This is a genomic window from Enterococcus sp. AZ091 (genome assembly GCF_051714805.1).
Classification (GTDB): domain Bacteria; phylum Bacillota; class Bacilli; order Lactobacillales; family Enterococcaceae; genus Enterococcus_D; species Enterococcus_D gallinarum.
The window spans coordinates 2,169,895-2,191,645 of sequence record NZ_JBIOSO010000001.1 but is presented as its reverse complement, the minus strand read 5'-3'; the positions used below and the strand labels follow the sequence as shown (position 1 = coordinate 2,191,645).

The window sequence follows — 21,751 nt, the reverse complement described above, 5'->3', positions numbered from 1 at the left end:
GAGTTGTTCCTATTGATAGGATTAGGCGCTAACGCTTTAACTGTATCTAAAGCACCAACTAAGCTTACTCAACTAAGCTTACTCAACTAATCTTATTCAACAAATTCAAACTCAAAATTACCGATGCGCACGATATCGCCATCTTTGGCTCCTCGCGCACGTAACGCTTCGTCTACTCCTAACCCGCGTAATTGACGGGCAAAACGCATGACTGTTTCATCATGATCAAAGTTAGTCATTTGGAAGAGTTTCTCAATCTTTTCACCACTCAAGATCCAAGTAGCATCTGGATCACGATCAATGGTAAATTCTGGTTCATCCGAATGGAACCCATATTGAACAACTTCTTCTTCGATTTCCTCATCATACAATAAGAATTCTGGTGTGACTTCTAATAAGTCTGCAGTTGCACTCAGTAAAGCATCAATTCCCTTACGAGTGACACCTGAAATTGGGAAAATCGGCAAAGGATCTGCGAATTCATCGGTTTGTTCTTTTGCTAATTGCTCTTTGAATTTCACCAGATTTTCTTCTGATTCTGGCATATCCATTTTATTCGCTACGATAATTTGCGGACGTTCAAGCAAGCGTAAGTTATGGGTTGCTAATTCTTGATTGATTGCTTGATAGTCTTCATACGGATCGCGCCCTTCCATCCCACTCATATCGATCACGTGCAAAATCACTCGTGTCCGTTCAATGTGTCGTAAAAACTGTGTACCTAATCCAACACCTTGCGAGGCCCCTTCAATCAATCCAGGAAGATCGGCCACAGCAAAACTACGACCATCTGAAGTCGTTACCATCCCTAGATTAGGGACTAGCGTTGTAAAGTGATAGGCACCAATCTTCGGTCTTGCAGAAGAAATGACAGAAAGTAATGTAGATTTTCCTACGGATGGGAAACCAACCAAGCCGACATCAGCTAGTACTTTCAATTCCAATTCAATTTTTCTTTCTTGGCCAGGTTCGCCATTTTCAGCTAGTTCTGGCGCTGGATTCTTTGGCGAAGCAAAACGGATATTGCCGCGACCGCCACGGCCGCCTTTGGCAATCGTCAACGTCTGTCCTTGCTCCAACAGATCTCCTAGCAAAGCACCTGTGTCTGCATCGCGGACAGTGGTTCCTTGGGGAACTTTGATATACGTATCTTCTGCTCCGCGGCCATGCATCCCTTTACTCATTCCGTTTTCACCTGGTTGTGCTTTAAAATGACGATTGAAACGGAAATCCATTAACGTACGCAAGCCTTCGTCGACAACTAAAATCACATCACCGCCGCGGCCGCCATCCCCACCGGCTGGTCCGCCATCGGGAACGTATTTTTCTCTTCTAAATGCAACCATCCCGTCTCCGCCTTTACCAGCTTTGACATCGATTGTTACCTGATCTAAAAACATGGACATGTTATGTGCCCTCCATTCTCTCTTCTTACCTTCTAATAAACCAATTTGAATACAATTCATGCCATTTGCAGGCCAAAGTTCACCTTTAAGAAAGTCTATTTAATTGTAACGACCGCAAGGCCATTTGTCTATCTTTTCTGCCTCTTTTCCCAAAGAACTAGATAAAAAATTAAGGGTTTTTCTTTGACAGAATCTTGGTTTCGTAGCAGAATTTTAATTGTAAGATCAAAAAAAGAGGAGGAACAATAGATTATGACAGTAAAAGTGGGAATAAATGGATTCGGACGTATCGGTCGCTTGGCCTTCCGTCGAATCAAAGAAGTATCAGATGATATCGAAGTCGTGGCGATCAATGATTTGACGAGCCCAGTCATGCTAGCCCAGTTACTCCAGTTTGATTCAACTCATGGTACCTATCCAGGCACAGTCACTGCCACAGATGATGCGATCGTCGTTGATGGAGAAGAAACAAAAGTCTACGCAGAACCTAATGCCAGCAAAATTCCTTGGGTGAAAGAAAATGGCGTGGATATCGTTTTAGAATGTACAGGCTTTTATACATCTGAAGAAAAAGCACAAGCACACTTAGATGCCGGTGTAAAACATGTCGTTATCTCTGCACCAGCAGGAAAAATGAAAACGATCGTTTACAATGTCAATAGTGATACACTTACTGCAGAGGACAAAATCATTTCAGCTGGTTCTTGTACAACCAATTGTTTAGCTCCAATGGCTTATTTCCTAAATGAAGAATTTGGGATCGAAGTAGGAACTATGACGACTGTCCATGCCTACACTTCTACTCAAATGCTTTTGGATGGCCCGGTACGGGGAGGCAACCTGCGAGCTGCGCGTTCAGCCGCTGATAATACGATCCCTCATTCAACAGGAGCAGCGAAAGCGATTGGTTTGGTCATTCCAGAACTAAATGGCAAACTTCAAGGACACGCACAACGGGTACCTGTTGTCGATGGATCTTTAACAGAATTGGTATCGATTCTGAAACAAAAAGTAACCGCAGAAGAAGTCAATGAAGCCATCAAGAAACACACGATCGACAATCCTTCTTTTGGCTACGATGACCGTGAAATCGTCTCTGGCGATGTTATCGGTACGACGCAAGGATCAATCTTTGACCCGACACAAACAGAAGTAACTACTGCAGGAGACTTCCAATTGGTCAAAACTGTTGCATGGTATGACAATGAATATGGTTTTACTTGCCAAATGATTCGTTTGTTAGAAAAATTTGCTAATTTATAAGCTACTCATTACAAAAAGAGCGAAGATCCGTAGATCTTCGCTCTTTTTTTGCTATTCTGGCAAGTGATCATACTTTTCAAGGAATGCCGCAATTTTTTCCTGGTAACGTTTTGGATCTTTCGTGTAGCTTTGGGCATGTTCCGCCCCTTTGACTACCCATTTTTCTTTTGGCGCATCTGTAGCAGCATGAACTTCTGCCAACATTGAATAAGGAACGAAAGTATCCGAATCACCATGGATGAAGAACATTGGACGAGTGTTCTTGTGCAGCTGTTTCACGGCATCTGCTTCGCCAAAGAAGTAACCAGCTCTTAGCTTGGTAACCAGACTAGTGACATTGATCAAAGGAAATGCTGGCAAACCAAATAACTGATCCAATTGATAGCTCAATTCCTCATTTACAGAAGCATAACCGCAGTCCTCAATGATCGCTGTTACGTTGGCAGGCAACTTTTCGCCACTGGTCATCATCACGGTAGCAGCTCCCATACTTACACCGTATAAAACAATGGATTCTTCCTTGCCGCTTTCTTTTAAGATTTGATCGATCCATTGGACATAATCTTTCCGTTCTGGCCATCCAAATCCTATATAATCGCCTTGGCTTTCTCCATGACCGCGGGCATCAGGAACCAATACGTTATATCCTAGATCATGGAACATCTTCGCATAAACTCCCATCGTCTCTGCGTTTCCCATATAACCATGGGCGACAATCACTGTTTTGTGCTGTGATTTTTGGGCAGGCAAGTAAATTCCGGACAACATCAATCCATCTGAGGATTCAAGTTGCCACATTTGACGATTTTCCGGAGCGGTAAACCACTCCTCCGCTTCAGGATTCGCATTGCTTTTGTCCGTTCCAGAGGTATCACCTTTTAAAAAATCTTTTTCTGATGGGACAACTGCGTAATTATAAAAATAATTTCCGGCATAGCCCAAGCCTACTATCAAAAGCACCCCTACTAAAATGGCGATCTTCCAGCGTAGTTTCATTGTGTTCCTCCTCGGCAACTAGTTTACATAATATAATTATTGGTTGTTTATTTCAAGAAGCGCGCTTGAATCTGCTCCTTATTCAGGCGATATTTGAAATAAAGATGAAATCCGCCCGCCAACATCAACGTGATCCCATACACCCACATCTGATGCCAAAAATAAAATGTATTGATGACCGCAAAGACCCCTAAAACGGCAAAAAAACAGCCATATAAGCGCCAAAGAAAGCCATCAGTCCCTAATTTGGTAAAATATGTCTCCCATTCTTCACTGGTCATGTGTTGTCGTTTCCGCTTTTGCTGGAAAATAGCAATCAATAAGAAAACCGACAAAAAACCAGCCAGACGAATGGTAACGATAAATAACAATAACGTTTCAATAATAAAAAACACCGTTCTGGTTGCTCCCTCCTAAAAAACATTCTAGTACAAAATACCCCTTTTACTTTTGATTTGTCAATAGGACCAAAACGAAAAACAGTCAAACTAACACTTCAACAAGCGCTACCAAGTGCTGCTATGTAAAGAGCAGAGAAGTAAAGAGTAAAGAAATTTTTGCTAGCAGGCGGCTCCTTTCAACAGTCCTCACCTTCTTACCATCAATCTCATCCACATGTAGAAACGCGCCTTTTTTCCCCACACTGCACGGACGAAAGCTATTAAACAAAAAGAACCGCTCAAAAAGAGCAGTTCTTTAGAAAAACAAAGCGTCTTATTCGTCTTTGCTGTCTTTTAGTTTAAAGCTTGACCATGGTTTCAAGAAATCCAGTAGAAACAGTTCATCTGCAGCAATTTTTCCTACGACATTGACACGGCCATCATTCTTCATTTCTTTCAATGCGATCTGAGTTTCACCTTTGTATTGCCCATAACCGACGTTATCGATCAAAATATCACCGCGAGTCATATCATGGGTATCATGTGCTGGGAATGGCTTATCTTTGTAGTAAATTCGAGTCATCGTCGACCGCAAAATATATTCTGAGCGATCCCCGCGATAACCATGAAGATTATCAAACAAACAGATGCGTTCATCTTCCGTGATTCCTTCAGCAACATCTACTTTTAAGGTAGGATAGTCCGCATTGAAGGCTTCTGCCATTGCAGCTAACTCTTTTTCTGATGCATAGGCATTTCCCACTGAAATATCATCGATTAATCCTGTCAAAACCAAATGTTTGACTTGAGTAGCGATTGGCAGATCACGATGATCTTCCAACGAACAAAGCCCATCTTGTGTTGGCCAAGGACCAAATGTTGCCTCGTGAGAATTCACAAAAGCCATTGTGTTCAAGTTGTAACGACGGAATTTTTCTGAGCAATACACAAAATGGTCATAACCCAAACCTGAATATCGATGAGGGTAAAAATTGTGAGAGCCTAATAAATTATTCGTATTTGGCGAATAACTCATGATATTGTCTACGTAGTTTGTCCCACTGCTCATATTGATCTCAATTTTGATGCCATAAGGATTACGCGTCATACGCGCTTCTTCGGCACCGGTAAAACCGATATCCAAACGGACACCATAAGCACCCATTTCATCAAAGAATGAAAGATCATCATACGAGATCTCTAATTGATCAAAGAGACCAGGATTGATGTCCACCATGACTTCCATTCCTAATTGATTGGCATAATCCACTACCTGCTTGAAATCTGCCAATACTTTTTCTTTATCATCTTCGATTTGCAGCAAACTTGTAAACACACGCTTAAAGCCGTATTTGTGTGCTAAATCAAGATAAGCCTTGTCTTTCTCAAACGTTGATCGTTCTGGATAAACTGAAATACCTAATTTTCCCATCCGTCAAACCTCCTAAAAATTCTATCCGTTTTTTGTTCATGAATCCTCTTTCATTATAGCAAACAACCGATAAGTGGTCTACACCTTTCCTATTGGTTTTAATAGATACCTGCTTTTCACTCCAGATAAATTTTGATATGATAAAGACAGTCTAGTAATGAAAGGATCTCACTCAAATGAAAAAAATGATACTAACGTTGGCGGCAGCAACTAGCCTCTTTCTATTAACTGCCTGCAATGATACAACAACTACTTCTAGTTCTTCGGATAAAACAACCACATCAGAATCTGTAGACTTAAATTCTCTGGAACTGCCACAGTTGTCTACTGAAGTAAAAGAAAATGAAGATCTTGTTGCACTTGAGACCACAGAAGGCACGATCAAAATCAAATTATTCCCAGAAATTGCACCAAAAGCTGTCGAAAACTTTATGACTCATGCCAAAAATGGCTACTACGATGGCTTGACTTTCCATCGAATCGTCGAAGATTTTATGATCCAAGGCGGCGACCCTAACGGTGACGGAACTGGTGGAGAAAGCATTTGGGGCAAAGGGTTTGGCGAGGAAATATCCAAACAGCTTTACCATATCCGCGGCGCGTTATCGATGGCAAAATCCAGCGCTCCCAACAGCCAAGGAAGTCAATTCTTTATTGTTCAAAACCATGATGATGTCTCTGATGGACGAGCAATCCAATTTTATCCTCAAAAAATCATTGACGCCTACAAAGATGGTGGTGCTCCGACACTAGATGGTAAGTACACAGTCTTTGGTCAGGTCATTGAAGGAATGGATGTCGTAGACAAAATTGCCAAAGCCGAAACGACCGGTGAGACGAATAGCAACGGAGAAGACTCTACGCCAAAAGATCCTGTCAAAATCAAATCCATCAAGATTTTACAAGAAGCTAAGTAAGCAAAAAAGACCAATGCCTTTGAAAATTTCCCTTAAAGGCACTGGTCTTTATTTTATTTTTGTTCTCCAACAATAAAGGTAAATTCACACTCCGCTGCTTTTTTACCTTCCACAGTTGCCACAGCATTGGCTGTCCCTACAGAACCTTTGATTTTTGTAATCTCAAAAACAAGTTTCAAGGTATCGCCAGGAACAACTTTTTGACGGAATTTTGCTTTGTTGATCCCGCCAATATAAGCAGTTCTTCCCTGAAATTCATCCGATTTCAAAATCAAGATCGAACCTGCTTGTGCCAATGTTTCTAAAATCAACGCTCCTGGCATCACTGGATTTCCTGGAAAATGTCCTTGGAAAAAATCTTCATTGATCGTCACATTTTTCGTGGCAATGATCTTCTTCCCTGATTCAATCTCATCAACGTAATCGATATAAATGATCGGATAGCGATTTGGAATCAAGTCCATGACTTCTGTTTCTGTCAATAGTTTTTTCATGGGGTTCCCTTCCTTGCTTAAAAAAATATTATAGTTTGATTATCAAAGTATCACAGTTCTGATTTTTTCGCAACTAAATATTTATTAAGAAAAAAATAGTTTGACAATCAAACAATTATGAATAATAATTAGAAATCATGATAGTGGGACCCACTATCGATCGTCATTATTGATTATTATGCAAACTATTAAGGAGTGGAATTATGAGTTTCTTAACTGGAAAAAAAGTTGTCGTGATGGGCGTAGCCAACAAACGTAGTATCGCTTGGGGCTGTGCGCAAGCGCTAAAAGAACAAGGTGCTGAAGTCATCTATACGTATCAAAACGAACGCATGAAAAAACCTCTTGAACGGCTACTAGAGGAAAATGAGTATACGGTTGAATGTGATGTTGCAAATGATGAGAGTATCGCGAAAGCTTTTGAAACCATCAAAGACTATGCAGGCGAAATCCATGGCGTCGTCCATGCTGTCGCTTACGCCAACAAAGATGATCTTTCAGGTGATATTTTAAATATATCAAGAGATGGCTATGCACTAGCACAAGATATCAGCAGCTATTCATTGATCGCTGTTACTAAATATGCCAAACCCCTCTTGGCAGAAAATGCCGGAATCGTTACCTTGACCTATTTAGGTTCAGAACGTGCTGTACCCAACTATAACATGATGGGGATTGCTAAGGCTGCTCTCGAATCAAGCGTTCGCTATTTAGCTGCAGAATTATCCCCGCAAAAAATCCGGGTCAACGCCATCTCTGCAGGAGCAATCAAAACACTGGCTGTGACAGGTGTAAAAGATTATCAAAAGCTGATCCAATTATCTGAAGATCGCACTCCTGATCATGTTGGTGTGACCATCGAAGAAGTCGGCAACACATGTGCCTTTCTGATTAGTCCATTGTCTAGCGGTATCATCGGAGAAGTGATTTTTGTCGATAAAGGTGTTCACTTATCGTAATTCTATGATCACATGTACTCGTGCTCGTCTCTTGACTGGTCTATGCCAAGAGACGAGTTTTTGCTGTTTCTTTGCTAACTAATGATATCCCCTTATTTGTTCATCTTTTTACAAAAATTTAACAAGTGAATTTTGCATTTCTGTTTCTTCTCCTATAAAATAGACCTATTGATAGATGGAGGGATTTTATGTTACGACTTTTGACAGATGCTACAACGGATTCGACAGGATCCAGCTTGACGGAGCCTGCCGCAAAACAATTGAATGCCTTGCAGAAATGGTGGCAAAACATTGATTGGGAGGCTATTGTTGGTATCTTGATCCAAAAAGTTCTGATGCTGCTTTTTTTGATTATTTTATTTGGTATTTTGCTGAAAATCAGCAATTATGTCATCGAACGAATTTATCGTTCCTACGAGAAAAAAGGAACCTATAATGCCAGTCGAATCAACACGATCCATGCGCTGATCCGCAATATCGTCCACTATACATTAGGTTTCTTCTTTGTATATGCGTTATTGTCAACGATTGGCGTGCCTGTTGGTTCACTCTTAGCGGGGGCTGGGATTGCTGGGGTGGCACTGGGACTAGGTGCTCAAGGCTTTATGAATGATCTGATCACTGGTTTTTTTATCATTACTGAGCAACAAATCAATGTCGGCGATTATATCCGTTTGACGAATTTGTCATTAGAAGGAACAGTTACAGCTGTCGGTATTCGAACGGTTCAGTTAAAATCCGTGGATGGGACTGTCCATTATATCCCGAATCGGAATATCACTACGATCAGCAACACTTCACGAGCCAATATGCAAGTCGTTGTAGATGTGCGTATCTTGCCATCAGAGGGCTTAGATGATATCCGGTCGATCATTGACGAAGTCAATCAAACAGTGGCTGCTGCTCACGAGGAAGAGATCCAAACGAAACCAGCAATTTTTGGTGTTGTCGACCTTGGCAACAATAATTTTGCGATCCGGACAACGATGTATGTTACCAACGGAACTCAGTGGAAACTAAAAGAAGAGTTTTTAGCGGCTTCAATCGATGCACTGACTGCTAAAGGCTACACCATTCCTAGTGCGCCAATCATTGGCGTCAATTGACCGCTTAAACGTTAAAAGCACCCCGATGATTTTTTCGGGGTGCTTTTTTATCCATTATTAGATGACTTGTAATTCGTCTGTAGGACTGGCCTCTTTTGAGATCAGCATATACCGTTTCTCTAATTCATGTGCTAGGTGATTGACAGATTTTAAGATTTCTTTTCGGGTAATGATTCCTACAAAGACATTTTCCTCATTGACGATGGGCAAAAATGCCTGATCCACTAAAAGATGAAGCATGTCTTCTAATTCGCCATCTTCTTTGATACAAGCCACATTGACTTCCATCACGTCTGCGGCCGTCAAGCCTTCTAAGTTGTCCATACTAAACCCAGTCAGGTCCATCATTCTTTCGACCACGTTCGATAAACTGATCAATCCAACAAGATGATCCTCACTATCTAGGACTGGAATCTTGGAATAGCCGACTTTCGATAAAACGAGTAACGCATGGTTTAATGGATGATTGTAAAGAACCGTTGCAACGTTTTCTGCAGGTACTAAAAAACTTTCTTGATTTTCTAATAATATTTTTTCTACTGTTTGACCAATCAATCTGAATGCCTCCATTTCACAGCTACTTTTCTATTTTACTAGAAAAATCAAAAAGATATCGTAAAACTGCTTATTTATAATGAATTTTTTACTTTTGATTTCGCTTTTTTAGCGCTCAAAAATAAAATGCAAATCAGCGATTTCATTAAACGTACGATCATAATATTGAACGATCCACTGCTTTTCAGTACTTTCTATGATGGCAAAACTTTTGATTTGAATAGGTCCCCGCGGTTGAGAAATACTGCCCGGATTCAAGAATAGGCGATGCCCCACCTTCTCACAAGCAATCTGGTGAGTGTGACCAAATACAGCAATTGATGCATCAGCTTGTTGTGCTTGAAGTCCGAGTGTTGTCACGCCAAAACGAACATCTGCCAAATGACCATGGGTCACATAAATCGTGTCGAGAGGCGTTTTGATAATCTTTGCATCCTCGTATTCCGGACTGTAATCACAATTTCCGCCAACCACTTGATAGGTTTGCCAAAGGGGATCGCTTGGTTGCAGTTCCGAATCTCCACAATGGATAAAGGTATCCACTTTCCCAGAAAATTCTGCTAGCAAATCAACGAGAATTTGACGATCGCCATGGTTATCGCTAACGATTAAATATTTCATGCTTGTTCTCCTTCCAACCACTCTTGCCATACATTGCGTAGTTTCGCGATGGCTTGACCACGATGACTCACTTGATTCTTTTCTTCTCCACTCATTTCAGCAGCCGTTTTATCTGAACCAACAGGGATAAACAATGGATCGTAGCCAAAACCGTTCTCTCCCCGAGGAATGCGGCCAATTCTGCCTGGCCAATCGGCAGCGACTACGAGACTTTCTTTGTCAGGAGCTGCAAAGACCAATGTACAATGGAATTGTGCTGTTCGTTGTTCATCTGGGATATCAGTTAATTCGTACAACAATTTAGCATTATTTGCAGCATCGCTTTTTTGTTCACCCGCAAAACGTGCCGAGTAAACACCGGGTCTACCACCTAATGCATCCACTTTTAAGCCCGAATCGTCCGCTAGAACAGGTCGCCCAAGAATTTTTGCAATCGTTTCTGCCTTCAGCCGAGCATTTTCTTCGAAAGTCGTTCCTGTTTCCTCAACATCAGGTAATGCGGGATAATCTTTCAATGTCCGAACGTCATAGCCAGCAGCACCAAAAACTGCGGTGAATTCTCGTGCTTTGCCAGGATTACCAGTGGCAATCACGATCGTCTTCTCAGGAATAACGTATTGGGGCTGTTCTTGGATCAGCAATGCTTCTTTTTGATAGGCAATCAGCTCTTCAATGGCTGTTTTGCCATAAATCAGCATTTCGTTCAATTGCTGACCATCAAATGTCGCTTCTTCCCCAGTTCCTTGAATCTCAATGAAACGGCCTGACTCTGTCATTACGAGATTCATATCTACAGCAGCCGCAGAATCTTCTTCGTAGTCTAAATCAGTGACACAAGTGTTATCAGGTAAAATTCCTACGCTGATGGCAGCAAGATGTTCTTTAATAGGATCTTCCGTTAGCTCATGGTTGGTCAATAATTGATCGATCGCCAATCGCAAAGCCACAAAAGCACCGGTGATACTAGCTGTTCGAGTGCCGCCATCCGCTTGGATGACATCACAATCGACTACAATGCTACGTTCACCTAACTTTTCCAAGTCTACCACTGCCCGTAACGAACGGGCGATCAGTCGCTGGATCTCCATTGTCCGACCAGACAGCTTTCCTTTTGCACTTTCTCGACGATTACGGGTATTCGTTGCTCGCGGCAGCATGCTGTATTCTGCCGTCACCCAGCCTTTCCCTGAGTCCCGTAAAAAAGGCGGCACTCGGTCTTCGATCGTTGCGGAACAAATAACTGTGGTATCACCAAATGAGATCACGACGGATCCTTCTGGATGTTTGAATACATTTGTTTTGATTTCTACTGGACGGATACTTCCCGCTTTTCTGCCATCATGGCGCATTTAATTTCCTCCTAATGTGATATGTTGCGAATGGACCGGTACATTCAACCATTCGTTCGCAATTTCATCAAATAATTTTGTTGAACCTGTCGTATAAAAAAGATATTCCGGTTCTTGGGTTATTTGGCTTGTATTGGCAATAGCAAAGTAGTCCAATAGCATGCTGACTTCACCCACTGTTTCTGCACCGGAATCAATCAGCTGGATCTGGCTCCCCATCTCGTTCTGGATCAAAGACCGCAACAAAGGATAATGAGTACAACCCAAAATCAACGTATCTAATTTCTTATTTTTGAGGGGGCGCAGTGTTTCGGCAACGATTTTTTTGGCAACCGATGATTGTGCTTGATTGCTTTCAACGATAGGCGCGAATTTGGGACAAGCCAAGCTAACTACCACAGAACGAGGTGATTTAAGCTTGATTGCTTCTTCATACGCATTGCTCTTAATAGTACCCGCAGTTCCAATGACACCGATCTGTTGGTTTTTTGTTGCTTTGACAGCAGCTCGAGAGCCAGGCAGTATGACTCCGATTACCGGAATCGATAATTTTTCTTTGATTTCTTCTAATGCGACAGCCGTAGCCGTATTACAAGCAATCACCAACATTTTGATGTTTTGCTGCAATAAAAATTCGGTCATCTGCCATGTATACTCGATGACTTGTTCTGCCGGACGCGGCCCATAGGGACAGCGTGCAGTATCACCAAGATAAATAATATGTTCATTGGGCAATTGCTTAATCGCTTCTTTAACAACGGTCAATCCGCCAACACCAGAATCGATAAAGCCAATGGGTCGTTTATTTGTCATAGTTGTCCATCCTTTTTAATGAAAGAAAGAAATTTGTCTAAGTTCCATTTTGGACTTTTTTTACTGATTTTTCAAGTATTGCTTTATCCAAGAAAGCAATGAACCTATTACGGTCAAAAAAAGATCCGAAAACCTCCGATGCTCTGGCTACTCTCGTCCAAGGAAAGCAACTGCATGACATCAAAGGTCATTCGGATCTAGTAATCACTGTTTCTATGCAGCCTCAAGAAATCAGTAATTATACTGACGTGCTTCCAAGAAGCGAGAAAGCAGCGATAAGGCATAGCAGACGATGAAGTACAGCACAGTCATCGCAAGAAACATTGGCAATACATAATTGGTATTTTGTCCATAAATAATTCGAGCATGGTGAGTCAGTTCTGGAAGTGAAATAATCACTGCCAAAGACGTATCTTTGATCAATGAGATCAATTGACTAACGATCGCAGGCAGCATGGCTTTAAAAGCTTGCGGCATCACAATGTTTCGCAACACTTGGACATAACTCAAACCGGTAGACAAACCAGCATCCATTTGCCCTTTTGGTACGGCATTAAGCCCCGCTCGAAAAATCTCTGAGAGCATGGCAGATTCAAAAATCGTCAATGCCACAACTGCAGACCAGAAAATATTGAAACGAATACCGATCTGCGGCAATGCAAAGTACGTGAAGAAAATAATCAGCAGCAACGGCAGGTTTCGAATCACATCGATCACTACACCTAAAATCTTTGAAAAGAACGGAATGTTAGTGAAACGCAAGACTCCTGCAAGGCCGCCAATCAGAAAACTAAAGATGATAGATAAGACGGAGACTTCGATCGTTACTCGGAGACCGTCGATCAAAAACCGAAGATTGATGGCAGAAAAAGCTTCGAAAAATTCCATTTAGTGTCTCCTTTCTATGAGCGTACAGCCCAACGTCTTTCAAGATAAACCATTAAATAGGATAATGGTAATGTGATAATCAAATAAAAGATTCCGACAATAATATAGGTGTCGAAAGTATTAAAGGTTTCACTGGCAATCAAGTCACCTTGATACATAATGTCAAGACCAGCTACCATTGCTAAAATCGATGAATTTTTGACCAAGTTGATAAACTGATTTCCTAGTGGCGGAACAACGATTTTAAAAGCCTGCGGTAAAATAATGTAGCGCATGGCCTGGCTGTACGTGAATCCAGAGGACAAAGAAGCCTCCATCTGCCCTTTAGGAACTGTCTGGATTCCAGAACGAATCGTTTCTGCAATAAACGCAGACGTATAGATGGTCAAGCCGATCGTTCCCGCTTGAAATCCGTCAAAAGTCACCCAATACATCGGCACCACGACATAAAAGAACATCACGATGATCAACAAAGGAATATTTCGGAAAAACTCGACATACGCTTTAGCGATCCCTTTGACCCATCGATTGGTAGACAGCTGAAATATCGCCATCAATGTACCAATCACTAAACTAAAGAATAAAGCCAGTAAACTGGAGAAAATCGTATATTTGAAACCAGAAAAAAACTGGTCGCCGTAAGTTTGAAACAATTCAAGCATGCAAATTTCCTCCTTTAATCAACTTTCCCAGATGCATCATCAGGGAACCATTTCTGATAAATTTCATCATACGTACCGTCTTCATGCATTTCTTTCAATGCCTGGTTGACGGCTTTCAAGAAAGGCTCTTGTCCTTTATCGATAGCTATTCCGTAAGGTTCATTTGTAAATGTACCGCCAACTAAATGATAGTTGGGATTTTCACTGGCCATCCCCAATAAGATCGCATTATCTGTCGTCATCGCATCGCCTTGTCCTGACTGTAACGCAGTAAAGGCTTCGGCATAATTTTCTAACTCCAAGATTTTTGCTTCCGGCGCTGCCTTGCGGATATTGATCGCTGATGTCGATCCTTTGACGACTAAAACCGTCGTATTGGCATTTAAATCTTCGATTCCCTGAATCGGGCTATCTTTGGCTACTAATAAAGATTGTCCAGCATCGAAATAAACATCAGAAAAATCTACTTGTTTCTTCCGTTCATCCGTGATGGTCATCGTAGCGATGATTGCATCGATATTGCCATTTTTTAATAGCGGAATTCGAGTTTTTGATGTGACTTCGACAAAAATAGCACTTCCGTCACGTCCTAAAATATGCTCAGTGATTGCTTTAGCGATATCGATATCAAATCCGCGGACTTCAGCTGTCGCAATATCCATCAATCCAAATAATCGGGTATCATTCTTGACTCCCCAGATGATTTGGTTGCTTTCTTTGCTGCTCGCTAACACATCACGTTCTGCAGCACTTTGGCCTTTACAAGCAGAAAAGGTCATGAGCGCGAATACAAGGAGCAGCACTGTACTGATTTTTTTGCTCATAGCTACTTTCCTCCTAATGATTGGTTACCTTGCTTAAGAATTGTTTGGCCCGTTCGTCTCTTGGGTTTTCAAAGAAGCCATCGACGTCGCGACGATCTTCTAATACTTGGCCTTCTGCCATGAAAACGATCCGGTCGGCTACTTCACGGGCAAAACTCATCTCATGAGTCACCACGATCATGGACATGCCTTCACTGGCGATTTTTTTCATCACGTCTAAAACATCACCGATCATTTCTGGATCCAGTGCAGAAGTTGGCTCATCGAAAAGCAACATTTCTGGTGTCATGGCTAATCCTCGGGCAATAGCCACCCGCTGTTGTTGTCCGCCAGACAACATGGATGGATAAGAATCTTTTTTGTCCAGCATGCCTACACGGTTCAACAGTTTTTCGGCTAAGGCAATCGCTTCTTGTTCATTTTGTTTTAATACTTTAATGGGAGCCAAAGTGATGTTTTCTAACACGGTTTTATTGGGGTAAAGATTGAAATGCTGGAAGACCATTCCGATGTTTTTTCTAATCTCTGTCAATTTGACATCTTTACTGAAAAGATCTTTGCCATTGATCAGTAAGTGACCAGAAGAAATCGTTTCTAATCCATTGATTGTGCGAAGCATCGTGCTTTTTCCTGATCCTGAAGGACCAATCACAACAACGACTTCACCTTTTTCAAATTCAATATTTATGTTTTTTAATGCATGGAATTTGCCGTAGTACTTTTCCACGTCTTTAAATTCTATCATTGCCATTCATTCACACTCCAAGTCTATATTTAAAAATAAATGAGTAATTGAAAAGATTTGATTCATATTATAGCTCAAAATTTTTCTATTTGTAAAGGTAGTTTTAATTTCCACATCATCCCCAAAGAAAAACCTTCATTATTTTAACCTCATGTTAGGTTTTTGTCCATCGTTTTTTTTTCGACCCTTAGTAGAACAAGTTGTTTCTTTTGGAAAAACAAGGTAAGATGAACTATATATTGAATTTAGAGGTGGATGAAACGTGAACACAATATTAACCGGAGACCGGCCTACAGGGCAACTTCATTTAGGGCATTATGTCGGCTCATTAAAAAAACGAGTTGAGATGCAAGACGACCCTAACAATCAACTTTATATCATGATCGCTGATATGCAAGCATTGACAGACAATGCCAAAAATCCACAGAAAGTGTCAGAAAATATCTTGCAAGTGGCACTTGACTATTTAGCGATTGGTCTCGATCCGACCCGCTCGACTTTATTTATTCAATCACAAATCCCTCAGTTATCGGAACTAACCATGTTTTACTTGAATTTAGTCAGTGTGGCACGGGTTCGCCGCAATCCGACCGTCAAAGCCGAGATCGAACAAAAGAAATTTGGGGAAGGTGTCCCAACTGGATTCTTCATCTACCCTGTCTCACAAGCAGCAGATATCACTGCTTTCAAAGCCAACTTAGTTCCTGTCGGTGAAGATCAAAAACCAATGCTAGAACAAACACAAGAAATCGTTCATAGCTTTAATTCCATCTATAGTGACGTATTGGTGGAACCTAAAGCAGTTCTTCCGCCTAAAGGAATGGGACGTTTACCTGGTATCGATGGAAATGGTAAAATGAGCAAATCATTGAACAACGGAATCTATTTGGCAGACAATGCGGATATCGTTCAAAAGAAAGTCATGAGCATGTACACTGATCCAAATCATATCCATGTAGCAGATCCTGGCCAAGTCGAAGGCAATATGGTCTTTACTTATTTAGATGTCTTTGGCAAAGATTTAGAAAAAATTGCCTCATTGAAAGAGCACTATCGTCAAGGCGGTCTAGGCGATGTAAAAATCAAACGCTATCTGATCGATGTCTTAGAAGAAGAATTTGCTCCGATCCGTCAGCGACGAGAAGAATTTGCTAAGGACCCGGCTGAAGTCATGAACCTCTTAAAAAAAGGCAGCGAAAAAGCAGAACAAGTCGCAGCACAAACCTTGGCAGAAGTGAAAGAAGCAATGGGGATCAACTACTTTGCATAAATATGAACAACCAACAAACCCACCAGTATGCTTGGTGGGTTTGTTTTTAATTACTATCTTTTATTTAAAGATCCCTAAATAAAAAAGCGAACTGCTCAACTACCATTGACATGTGAGCAAACACCATTCGAGAACATTTTTCTCAATCACGACAGAATCGCTTTCTATCAAAAAGAAGCTACCATCACGAGTAAGAACTTAGAGCGGAAAATATTCCCCAGGATGACTTTGAAGCGAGAAAACGATCGGTGCATATAAGTAAGGAATAAATTTATACCCATTGATCAATGCGCGATACTCTTTTTCATTGACCCACTTTGCTGCAGCAACTTCTTCTTACTGCAAACAAAGTTCAGGGTTAGCGCCGGTCCATTGAACAAAATAGAGTTCATTCCAGCCTTCTTCAAATTTCACTGTTAAACGACTAGGGATTTTCTCTGAAGAAAGTGTCATCCCTAACTCTTCTAATAGTTCCCTTTCTGCCGCTTGATAACAGCTTTCACCAGCTTTGACGGTCCCGCCAGCAGGATAATTCCAATAACTAGGCCAGCCTTTTTTTGTGGATTGTCGTTTTTGAATCAGTAATTCTCCGGCTTCATTAAACAATAAAACAGACACCACAACTCGGTAGCCGTCATTAGGGACTGGCGTATCCCGCAACATCGTCGCAGCTGTTGGCTGCTTTTGTGCATCGTAAACCGTCAGTTGTTCCATCAATCGATCCTTTCTTCCATAAAATAAAACTGGAAAAGCAACTCTTCGAGCTGTGGTTATCCATGAGAATATTTACTCTATCCATTATAAAAAAAATTGTAGCATAGCAAGGGAGAACACCTTCCCCTGCAAATGCTACAATCTTGCTGATTCCTCAAGATCACTCTTTTTTTATGTCACTGTTTCCTATCACAGCAATGGGACTAACGAATTTCTACTTGTAGTGATTCTTCTAGCACACGTGTGATCTTCGACATTGCTTGATTGATTTCTTCATCTGTCAATGTCGCTTCAGGATTAGCAAAAGTCAATCGATAGGCCATTGATTTTTTATTGCTATCGATGTTCTTTCCTTGGTACACATCAAATAGATGAATGTCCGTCAAGAAACGGCCTGCTGCTTGTTCAATGGTTTGCAGGATTGTTTGGTTCGACGTCTTCTCATCCACCAACAGTGCAATATCCCGGTTAACTGATGGGAATTTCGAAACTGCTTGATAAATGAGCGCTGCATTTTCAGTTGCTAACAAACGATCCAAGTCCAATTCAGCAACATATGTCTCAGTCAGATCATAAGCTTTTGCTGTACTTGGATGGACTTGCCCTAGGTAACCGATCACTTCATCCTGTAAGAGGATAGCAGCGGCTCTGCCTGGATGAAGTTCTTTGATTGCTGTTGTCTTTTCATAAGTAATCTGATCCGTAAGAGAAAGACTTGCAAACAAGTTTTCCAAGATCCCTTTAATATGATAGAAATCGACTTTTTGTTCAGCTTCTTGCCAATCTTTTTCGGTGATGGCGCCAGTGATGGCTAGTCCTAGATGATTATTTTCTGTTGGTAGCTCCCGAGGGTCATCACTTGTTTTGTAAAAGACGCGCCCCACTTCGTACAACGCAACATTGGCATTTTTGCGGGCCAAGTTATAGGCAATGTCGTCCAGCAGTCCTGAAAGTAGATTCATTCTTAAGACACCACGCTCTTCTGTCATTGGCCAATCCAGACGGGTAACCTGACTCTCTAACCAACAAAATTGACGGGCTTTTTCTTCGGTTGTCAATGCATAGCTGATAGCTTCACTCACACCATTTCCTTCTAGGAGTGTTCGTACTTTGCGAGTCAAGCGTTGTTCTTTGGTTAAGCTCCCCGCAACTGTCTCACCACTTGGAAGTGTCGATGGCAGACGGTCATAGCCATAGATACGGGCGACTTCTTCAATGATGTCAGCTTCGATCTGAATATCCCAACGTCTAGGTGGGACCACAACTTGATAGGTACCTTCATTTTCTTGGTAGCCAAAACCTAAGGCGTCAAAAATCTCATTGGCTTCGCCAATCGTGATTTGTGTTCCTAAGTAGCGATTGATCCGATCTAATGTGATCGTGACTTGAACATCCTTAGGGGTCACTTCAGCGCCTTTGACAGCACCTTGTAGAACTGTACCGCCAGCTAGCTCCGCAATCATAGCAGCGGCTGCATCACAAGCCTCCGCGATCGCAGCCTGATTGATGCCTTTTTCGAAACGGGAAGATGACTCACTGCGCAAATTGAATTTTTTAGACGTCAAACGAATCGCTAGTGGGTCAAACAAGGCGGCTTCTAAAGCAACAGTTGTGGTATCTTGTGTGATTTCTGAATCTAACCCACCCATGACACCAGCTAAAGCGACTGGTTCTTTTCCATTAGTGATCACAATGTTCTTATCATCTAGCGTTCGTGTCTCTCCGTCCAAAGTGACCAACGTTTCTTGCGGTTTGCCACGGCGAACGACGATTTCTTGGCTGCCCAATTTTTGATAATCGAATGCATGAAGGGGTTGTCCAAACAGCAGCAAAATATAGTTGGTAATATCAACGACATTGTTGATTGGTCGAATGCCTTCATTCATCAAACGGTTTTGCAACCATTGCGGACTTGGTGCAATCGTTACGTTTTCAATGATCCGAATTTGATAGGCTGGCGCATCGTTTTGATTTTCTACGCTGACTTTGATCTTGTCTGCGGCTTTCACAGCACTTTCATTCAGTTGAATGGTCTCAAATTTTGGTGTTTGTCGATAAATAGCTCCTACCTCGTAAGCGACCCCCCGCATACTTAAGGCATCGGCCCGGTTTGGAGTGATCGACAACTCGATGATGGCATCATCCATATCGAGATAGGGAAAGACTTCCTTCCCCACTTCGGCATCGGTAGGCAAGTAATAAATACCCTCCGCATATTCTTTAGGGATCACACTATCAGAATAGCCTAATTCCTGCAGCGAACAGATCATCCCATTGGATTGTTGTCCGCGCATCTTGCCTTTCTTGATTTTGACATTGCCCGCGATCCGTGAACCTGGGAGTGCCACAATCACTTTGATGCCGCTTTTGATATTCGGCGCACCGCAAACGATTTGTGATAATTCAGATTCACCGATATCTACTTGGCAGATCGATAAGTGATCTGAATCTGGATGTGGCACACATTCTTTGACTTCCCCAACAACGATTTTCTTCAATCCCGCTGCTGGCACTTCGATTCCTTCGACTTCGATCCCTGTGACTGACATTTTATCTGCCAGCTCGTTTGGTGAGATCTCAGAAAGGTCAAGATAGTCATTTAACCATTTGTAAGATACTAACATATTTATTCCCCCTTGAACTGACTGATGAAACGTACATCATTTTGATAGAAATTCCGAATGTCGTTGACGCCATAGCGCAACATCGCAACCCGGTCAGGTCCTAAACCAAATGCAAAACCTGAGTATTCTTTGGGATCGATCCCGGACATTTCCAATACATTCGGATGTACCATTCCAGCGCCTAAAATCTCGATCCAACCGGTGTGTTTGCAGACATTACAGCCGGCTCCCCCACATTTGAAACAGCTGACATCTACTTCTACTGAAGGCTCTGTAAATGGGAAGTAGCTTGGACGCAAACGAATGCTGCGATCAGCCCCGAACATTTTTTGCATCATGACTTCTAGTGTCCCTTTAAGATCACCCATCGTCACATTCTTATCGATTACCAGTCCTTCGATCTGATGGAACTGGTGACTGTGAGTCGCGTCGTCGGTGTCTCTCCGGAATACTTTTCCTGGTGAAATCATTCGCAATGGCCCTTTGCTGAAATCATGTTTTTCCATGGTACGAGCTTGCACCGGTGAGGTGTGTGTCCGAATCAAGACTTCATCTGAAATATAAAAAGTATCTTGCATGTCTCTTGCTGGATGGTCTTTTGGCAAGTTCATTCGTTCAAAATTGTAGTGATCTTTTTCGACTTCGAATCCTTCAACCACTTGATAGCCCATCCCCACAAAAATATCTTCGATTTCTTCCATGATTTGCGTCAAGACATGACGGGTCCCTTGTGGCATCTGCTTGCCAGGCAACGTCACATCAATCGATTCTTCAGCCAATGCCTTTTCTAGTGCGGCTGCTTCTAATGAAGTTTTTGCTTCCTCAATCGCTTGTGTAATCGCATCCCGGATCTCATTGGCATAGCTGCCGACTTTTGGACGCTCTTCTGCTGACAACTCTTTCATTCCCCGCAAAACTTCCGTGATGGGTCCCTTTTTACCAAGGACATCCACACGAATTTGATTCAATTCATTGATTGAACGGCTTTCTTTGATCTTTGAAAGCGTTACTTCTTTCAATGACTCTAGTTTCTCTTGTAAAGACATGTTTTTCCTCCTTATTCTTTGTGAATAGCTGATAAGTCAAGACGAAAAAAAGACCCCGTTCCTAAAAAAGGAACGACGTCTCGTGTTACCATCCTCATTCGTGGACAAAGTCCACGCACTCACTTCTACTAACGACAGTAGGACTGCCGACTGATTCTTGTTCAGTAAGCTCCAGAAATGAAATTCATTTTTCGAATACAGAACTTGCTTTCAGTCTATGACAAGTCTCCCTTTCCTGTTTCAGCCAAACTACTAGTTTCCATCAACGCTTTTTAACTATTCGATTGACCTTAGTGTACCTAATTATTTGCCAGAAATCAACTGCATTCTTCTTCTCTGACCCAAGTTTCTGCCCAGCGCTTCACACTCATCATACTTTTTTCAAGTGCGACCCCTCTTGGTGTTAAACAGTAAAGATTGTCTTCTTTGCAGACGATTTCTTCACGTTCTAATTCTTTCAAGCGCTCCACCAATACCCGATCGCTCACTTGGGGGATTTTTTTGGCAAGATCCACAAACCGTTGTTTGCCATCTTCAAGAAGCACATCAATGATCAAGCCATTCCACTTTTTCCCTAGAATCGAAAAAGCTTTTTCAAATTTAGGACAAAGGGCGTAATCTGTTTCCACTTTTATCATTTTCTATCACCTCTTTGCATCATTATAGCACATCGCTTACGAATTGTAA

At 41.8% G+C, this 21,751-nt stretch carries 22 protein-coding genes; 5 read left to right on the top strand and 17 right to left on the bottom strand.

All coding sequences use genetic code 11. The features are described 5' to 3' along the window. Nucleotides 1-92: 92 nt before the first annotated feature. Complete coding sequence (gene obgE, locus IGJ28_RS10845; protein WP_003126661.1) at nt 93-1,406, bottom strand: GTPase ObgE; 1,314 nt, start codon at nt 1,404-1,406, stop codon at nt 93-95. A 252-nt stretch (nt 1,407-1,658) separates the two neighbouring features. On the opposite strand from obgE, the gene gap reads away from it, so the two are divergent. Next, the gene (gene gap / locus IGJ28_RS10840; protein ID WP_438845393.1) at nt 1,659-2,669 is read left to right on the top strand and encodes a type I glyceraldehyde-3-phosphate dehydrogenase; all 1,011 of its coding nucleotides are present in this window, start codon (nt 1,659-1,661) and stop codon (nt 2,667-2,669) included. 51 nt (nt 2,670-2,720) lie between these two features. Here the strand turns inward: gap and IGJ28_RS10835 are convergent, their stop codons facing one another. The 3 genes from IGJ28_RS10835 to IGJ28_RS10825 form a co-directional block, all read right to left on the bottom strand. Beyond that, on the bottom strand, nt 2,721-3,665 hold the full coding sequence (locus tag IGJ28_RS10835) for an alpha/beta hydrolase (RefSeq protein ID WP_438845392.1): 945 nt from the start codon (nt 3,663-3,665) through the stop codon (nt 2,721-2,723). 47 nt (nt 3,666-3,712) lie between these two features. Further along, a complete protein-coding gene (locus IGJ28_RS10830) occupies nt 3,713-4,060 on the bottom strand; it encodes a hypothetical protein (RefSeq protein WP_103301116.1) in 348 nt (115 codons plus the stop codon). Nucleotides 4,061-4,379: 319 nt separating this feature from the next. Beyond that, nucleotides 4,380-5,477 (bottom strand): DUF871 domain-containing protein, encoded by a 1,098-nt coding sequence (locus IGJ28_RS10825; RefSeq protein WP_029486837.1) that lies wholly within the window; start codon nt 5,475-5,477, stop codon nt 4,380-4,382. A gap of 176 nt (nt 5,478-5,653) precedes the next feature. Between IGJ28_RS10825 and IGJ28_RS10820 the strand changes: the two genes are divergently transcribed. After that, the gene (locus tag IGJ28_RS10820) at nt 5,654-6,394 is read left to right on the top strand and encodes a peptidylprolyl isomerase (RefSeq protein ID WP_252712003.1); all 741 of its coding nucleotides are present in this window, start codon (nt 5,654-5,656) and stop codon (nt 6,392-6,394) included. A gap of 53 nt (nt 6,395-6,447) precedes the next feature. On the opposite strand, the gene fabZ is transcribed toward IGJ28_RS10820, so the two are convergent. Next, nucleotides 6,448-6,888 carry a 3-hydroxyacyl-ACP dehydratase FabZ gene (gene fabZ / locus IGJ28_RS10815; protein ID WP_003126667.1) on the bottom strand — a complete coding sequence of 147 codons (441 nt, stop codon included), beginning with the start codon at nt 6,886-6,888 and terminating at the stop codon, nt 6,448-6,450. A gap of 203 nt (nt 6,889-7,091) precedes the next feature. Between fabZ and fabI the strand changes: the two genes are divergently transcribed. Together fabI and IGJ28_RS10805 are read left to right on the top strand one after the other, a co-directional pair. Beyond that, a complete protein-coding gene (gene fabI, locus IGJ28_RS10810) occupies nt 7,092-7,847 on the top strand; it encodes an enoyl-ACP reductase FabI (RefSeq protein ID WP_003126668.1) in 756 nt (251 codons plus the stop codon). Between the two features lie 188 nt (nt 7,848-8,035). Further along, complete coding sequence (locus IGJ28_RS10805) at nt 8,036-8,953, top strand: mechanosensitive ion channel family protein (protein ID WP_003126669.1); 918 nt, start codon at nt 8,036-8,038, stop codon at nt 8,951-8,953. Nucleotides 8,954-9,010: 57 nt separating this feature from the next. On the opposite strand, the gene cbpB is transcribed toward IGJ28_RS10805, so the two are convergent. From cbpB to IGJ28_RS10765, 8 genes are all read right to left on the bottom strand, one after another. After that, nucleotides 9,011-9,508: a cyclic-di-AMP-binding protein CbpB gene (gene cbpB / locus IGJ28_RS10800; protein WP_005473224.1), complete on the bottom strand. Its 498-nt coding sequence runs from the start codon at nt 9,506-9,508 to the stop codon at nt 9,011-9,013. Between the two features lie 108 nt (nt 9,509-9,616). Beyond that, nucleotides 9,617-10,129, bottom strand: coding sequence for a metallophosphoesterase (locus tag IGJ28_RS10795; protein ID WP_060814328.1), 513 nt, complete (start codon nt 10,127-10,129; stop codon nt 9,617-9,619). Continuing rightward, on the bottom strand, nt 10,126-11,478 hold the full coding sequence (gene rph / locus IGJ28_RS10790) for a ribonuclease PH (protein ID WP_003126673.1): 1,353 nt from the start codon (nt 11,476-11,478) through the stop codon (nt 10,126-10,128). The genes IGJ28_RS10795 and rph overlap by 4 nt, the downstream gene beginning before the upstream one ends. Continuing rightward, on the bottom strand, nt 11,479-12,291 hold the full coding sequence (gene racE / locus IGJ28_RS10785; protein WP_252712008.1) for a glutamate racemase: 813 nt from the start codon (nt 12,289-12,291) through the stop codon (nt 11,479-11,481). Between the two features lie 231 nt (nt 12,292-12,522). Continuing rightward, nucleotides 12,523-13,179, bottom strand: a complete 657-nt coding sequence (locus tag IGJ28_RS10780) for an amino acid ABC transporter permease (RefSeq protein WP_438845391.1) — start codon at nt 13,177-13,179, stop codon at nt 12,523-12,525. A gap of 14 nt (nt 13,180-13,193) precedes the next feature. Beyond that, a complete protein-coding gene (locus IGJ28_RS10775) occupies nt 13,194-13,841 on the bottom strand; it encodes an amino acid ABC transporter permease (RefSeq protein ID WP_003126676.1) in 648 nt (215 codons plus the stop codon). A gap of 14 nt (nt 13,842-13,855) precedes the next feature. Next, a complete protein-coding gene (locus IGJ28_RS10770; RefSeq protein ID WP_003126678.1) occupies nt 13,856-14,665 on the bottom strand; it encodes a transporter substrate-binding domain-containing protein in 810 nt (269 codons plus the stop codon). A gap of 13 nt (nt 14,666-14,678) precedes the next feature. Then, entirely contained in the window at nt 14,679-15,416 is a 738-nt protein-coding gene (locus tag IGJ28_RS10765) for an amino acid ABC transporter ATP-binding protein (protein WP_003126679.1), read from the bottom strand. Between the two features lie 256 nt (nt 15,417-15,672). On the opposite strand from IGJ28_RS10765, the gene trpS reads away from it, so the two are divergent. Then, nucleotides 15,673-16,680 (top strand): tryptophan--tRNA ligase, encoded by a 1,008-nt coding sequence (gene trpS, locus IGJ28_RS10760; protein WP_252712010.1) that lies wholly within the window; start codon nt 15,673-15,675, stop codon nt 16,678-16,680. 336 nt (nt 16,681-17,016) lie between these two features. On the opposite strand, the gene IGJ28_RS10755 is transcribed toward trpS, so the two are convergent. The 4 genes from IGJ28_RS10755 to IGJ28_RS10740 all read right to left on the bottom strand — a co-directional run bounded on the left by IGJ28_RS10755 (nt 17,017) and on the right by IGJ28_RS10740 (nt 21,702). Further along, nucleotides 17,017-17,394: an NUDIX domain-containing protein gene (locus tag IGJ28_RS10755; RefSeq protein ID WP_252712011.1), complete on the bottom strand. Its 378-nt coding sequence runs from the start codon at nt 17,392-17,394 to the stop codon at nt 17,017-17,019. Between the two features lie 203 nt (nt 17,395-17,597). Then, complete coding sequence (gene pheT / locus IGJ28_RS10750; RefSeq protein ID WP_252712012.1) at nt 17,598-20,018, bottom strand: phenylalanine--tRNA ligase subunit beta; 2,421 nt, start codon at nt 20,016-20,018, stop codon at nt 17,598-17,600. A 2-nt stretch (nt 20,019-20,020) separates the two neighbouring features. Then, entirely contained in the window at nt 20,021-21,064 is a 1,044-nt protein-coding gene (gene pheS / locus IGJ28_RS10745; protein WP_005473233.1) for a phenylalanine--tRNA ligase subunit alpha, read from the bottom strand. Between the two features lie 317 nt (nt 21,065-21,381). Next, nucleotides 21,382-21,702 (bottom strand): winged helix-turn-helix transcriptional regulator, encoded by a 321-nt coding sequence (locus IGJ28_RS10740; protein ID WP_003126685.1) that lies wholly within the window; start codon nt 21,700-21,702, stop codon nt 21,382-21,384. Between the last annotated feature and the right edge of the window lie 49 nt (nt 21,703-21,751).

What these genes read in the sequence shown, in the direction of transcription:
- obgE (WP_003126661.1), bottom strand. Translation starts at nt 1,406, where the DNA reads ATGTCCATGTTTTTAGATCAGGTAACAATCGATGTCAAAGCTGGTAAA.
- gap (WP_438845393.1), top strand. Translation starts at nt 1,659, where the DNA reads ATGACAGTAAAAGTGGGAATAAATGGATTCGGACGTATCGGTCGCTTG.
- IGJ28_RS10835 (WP_438845392.1), bottom strand. Translation starts at nt 3,665, where the DNA reads ATGAAACTACGCTGGAAGATCGCCATTTTAGTAGGGGTGCTTTTGATA.
- IGJ28_RS10825 (WP_029486837.1), bottom strand. Translation starts at nt 5,477, where the DNA reads ATGGGAAAATTAGGTATTTCAGTTTATCCAGAACGATCAACGTTTGAG.
- IGJ28_RS10820 (WP_252712003.1), top strand. Translation starts at nt 5,654, where the DNA reads ATGAAAAAAATGATACTAACGTTGGCGGCAGCAACTAGCCTCTTTCTA.
- fabZ (WP_003126667.1), bottom strand. Translation starts at nt 6,888, where the DNA reads ATGAAAAAACTATTGACAGAAACAGAAGTCATGGACTTGATTCCAAAT.
- fabI (WP_003126668.1), top strand. Translation starts at nt 7,092, where the DNA reads ATGAGTTTCTTAACTGGAAAAAAAGTTGTCGTGATGGGCGTAGCCAAC.
- IGJ28_RS10805 (WP_003126669.1), top strand. Translation starts at nt 8,036, where the DNA reads ATGTTACGACTTTTGACAGATGCTACAACGGATTCGACAGGATCCAGC.
- IGJ28_RS10795 (WP_060814328.1), bottom strand. Translation starts at nt 10,129, where the DNA reads ATGAAATATTTAATCGTTAGCGATAACCATGGCGATCGTCAAATTCTC.
- rph (WP_003126673.1), bottom strand. Translation starts at nt 11,478, where the DNA reads ATGCGCCATGATGGCAGAAAAGCGGGAAGTATCCGTCCAGTAGAAATC.
- racE (WP_252712008.1), bottom strand. Translation starts at nt 12,291, where the DNA reads ATGACAAATAAACGACCCATTGGCTTTATCGATTCTGGTGTTGGCGGA.
- IGJ28_RS10780 (WP_438845391.1), bottom strand. Translation starts at nt 13,179, where the DNA reads ATGGAATTTTTCGAAGCTTTTTCTGCCATCAATCTTCGGTTTTTGATC.
- IGJ28_RS10775 (WP_003126676.1), bottom strand. Translation starts at nt 13,841, where the DNA reads ATGCTTGAATTGTTTCAAACTTACGGCGACCAGTTTTTTTCTGGTTTC.
- IGJ28_RS10770 (WP_003126678.1), bottom strand. Translation starts at nt 14,665, where the DNA reads ATGAGCAAAAAAATCAGTACAGTGCTGCTCCTTGTATTCGCGCTCATG.
- IGJ28_RS10765 (WP_003126679.1), bottom strand. Translation starts at nt 15,416, where the DNA reads ATGGCAATGATAGAATTTAAAGACGTGGAAAAGTACTACGGCAAATTC.
- IGJ28_RS10755 (WP_252712011.1), bottom strand. Translation starts at nt 17,394, where the DNA reads ATGGAACAACTGACGGTTTACGATGCACAAAAGCAGCCAACAGCTGCG.
- pheT (WP_252712012.1), bottom strand. Translation starts at nt 20,018, where the DNA reads ATGTTAGTATCTTACAAATGGTTAAATGACTATCTTGACCTTTCTGAG.
- pheS (WP_005473233.1), bottom strand. Translation starts at nt 21,064, where the DNA reads ATGTCTTTACAAGAGAAACTAGAGTCATTGAAAGAAGTAACGCTTTCA.
- IGJ28_RS10740 (WP_003126685.1), bottom strand. Translation starts at nt 21,702, where the DNA reads ATGATAAAAGTGGAAACAGATTACGCCCTTTGTCCTAAATTTGAAAAA.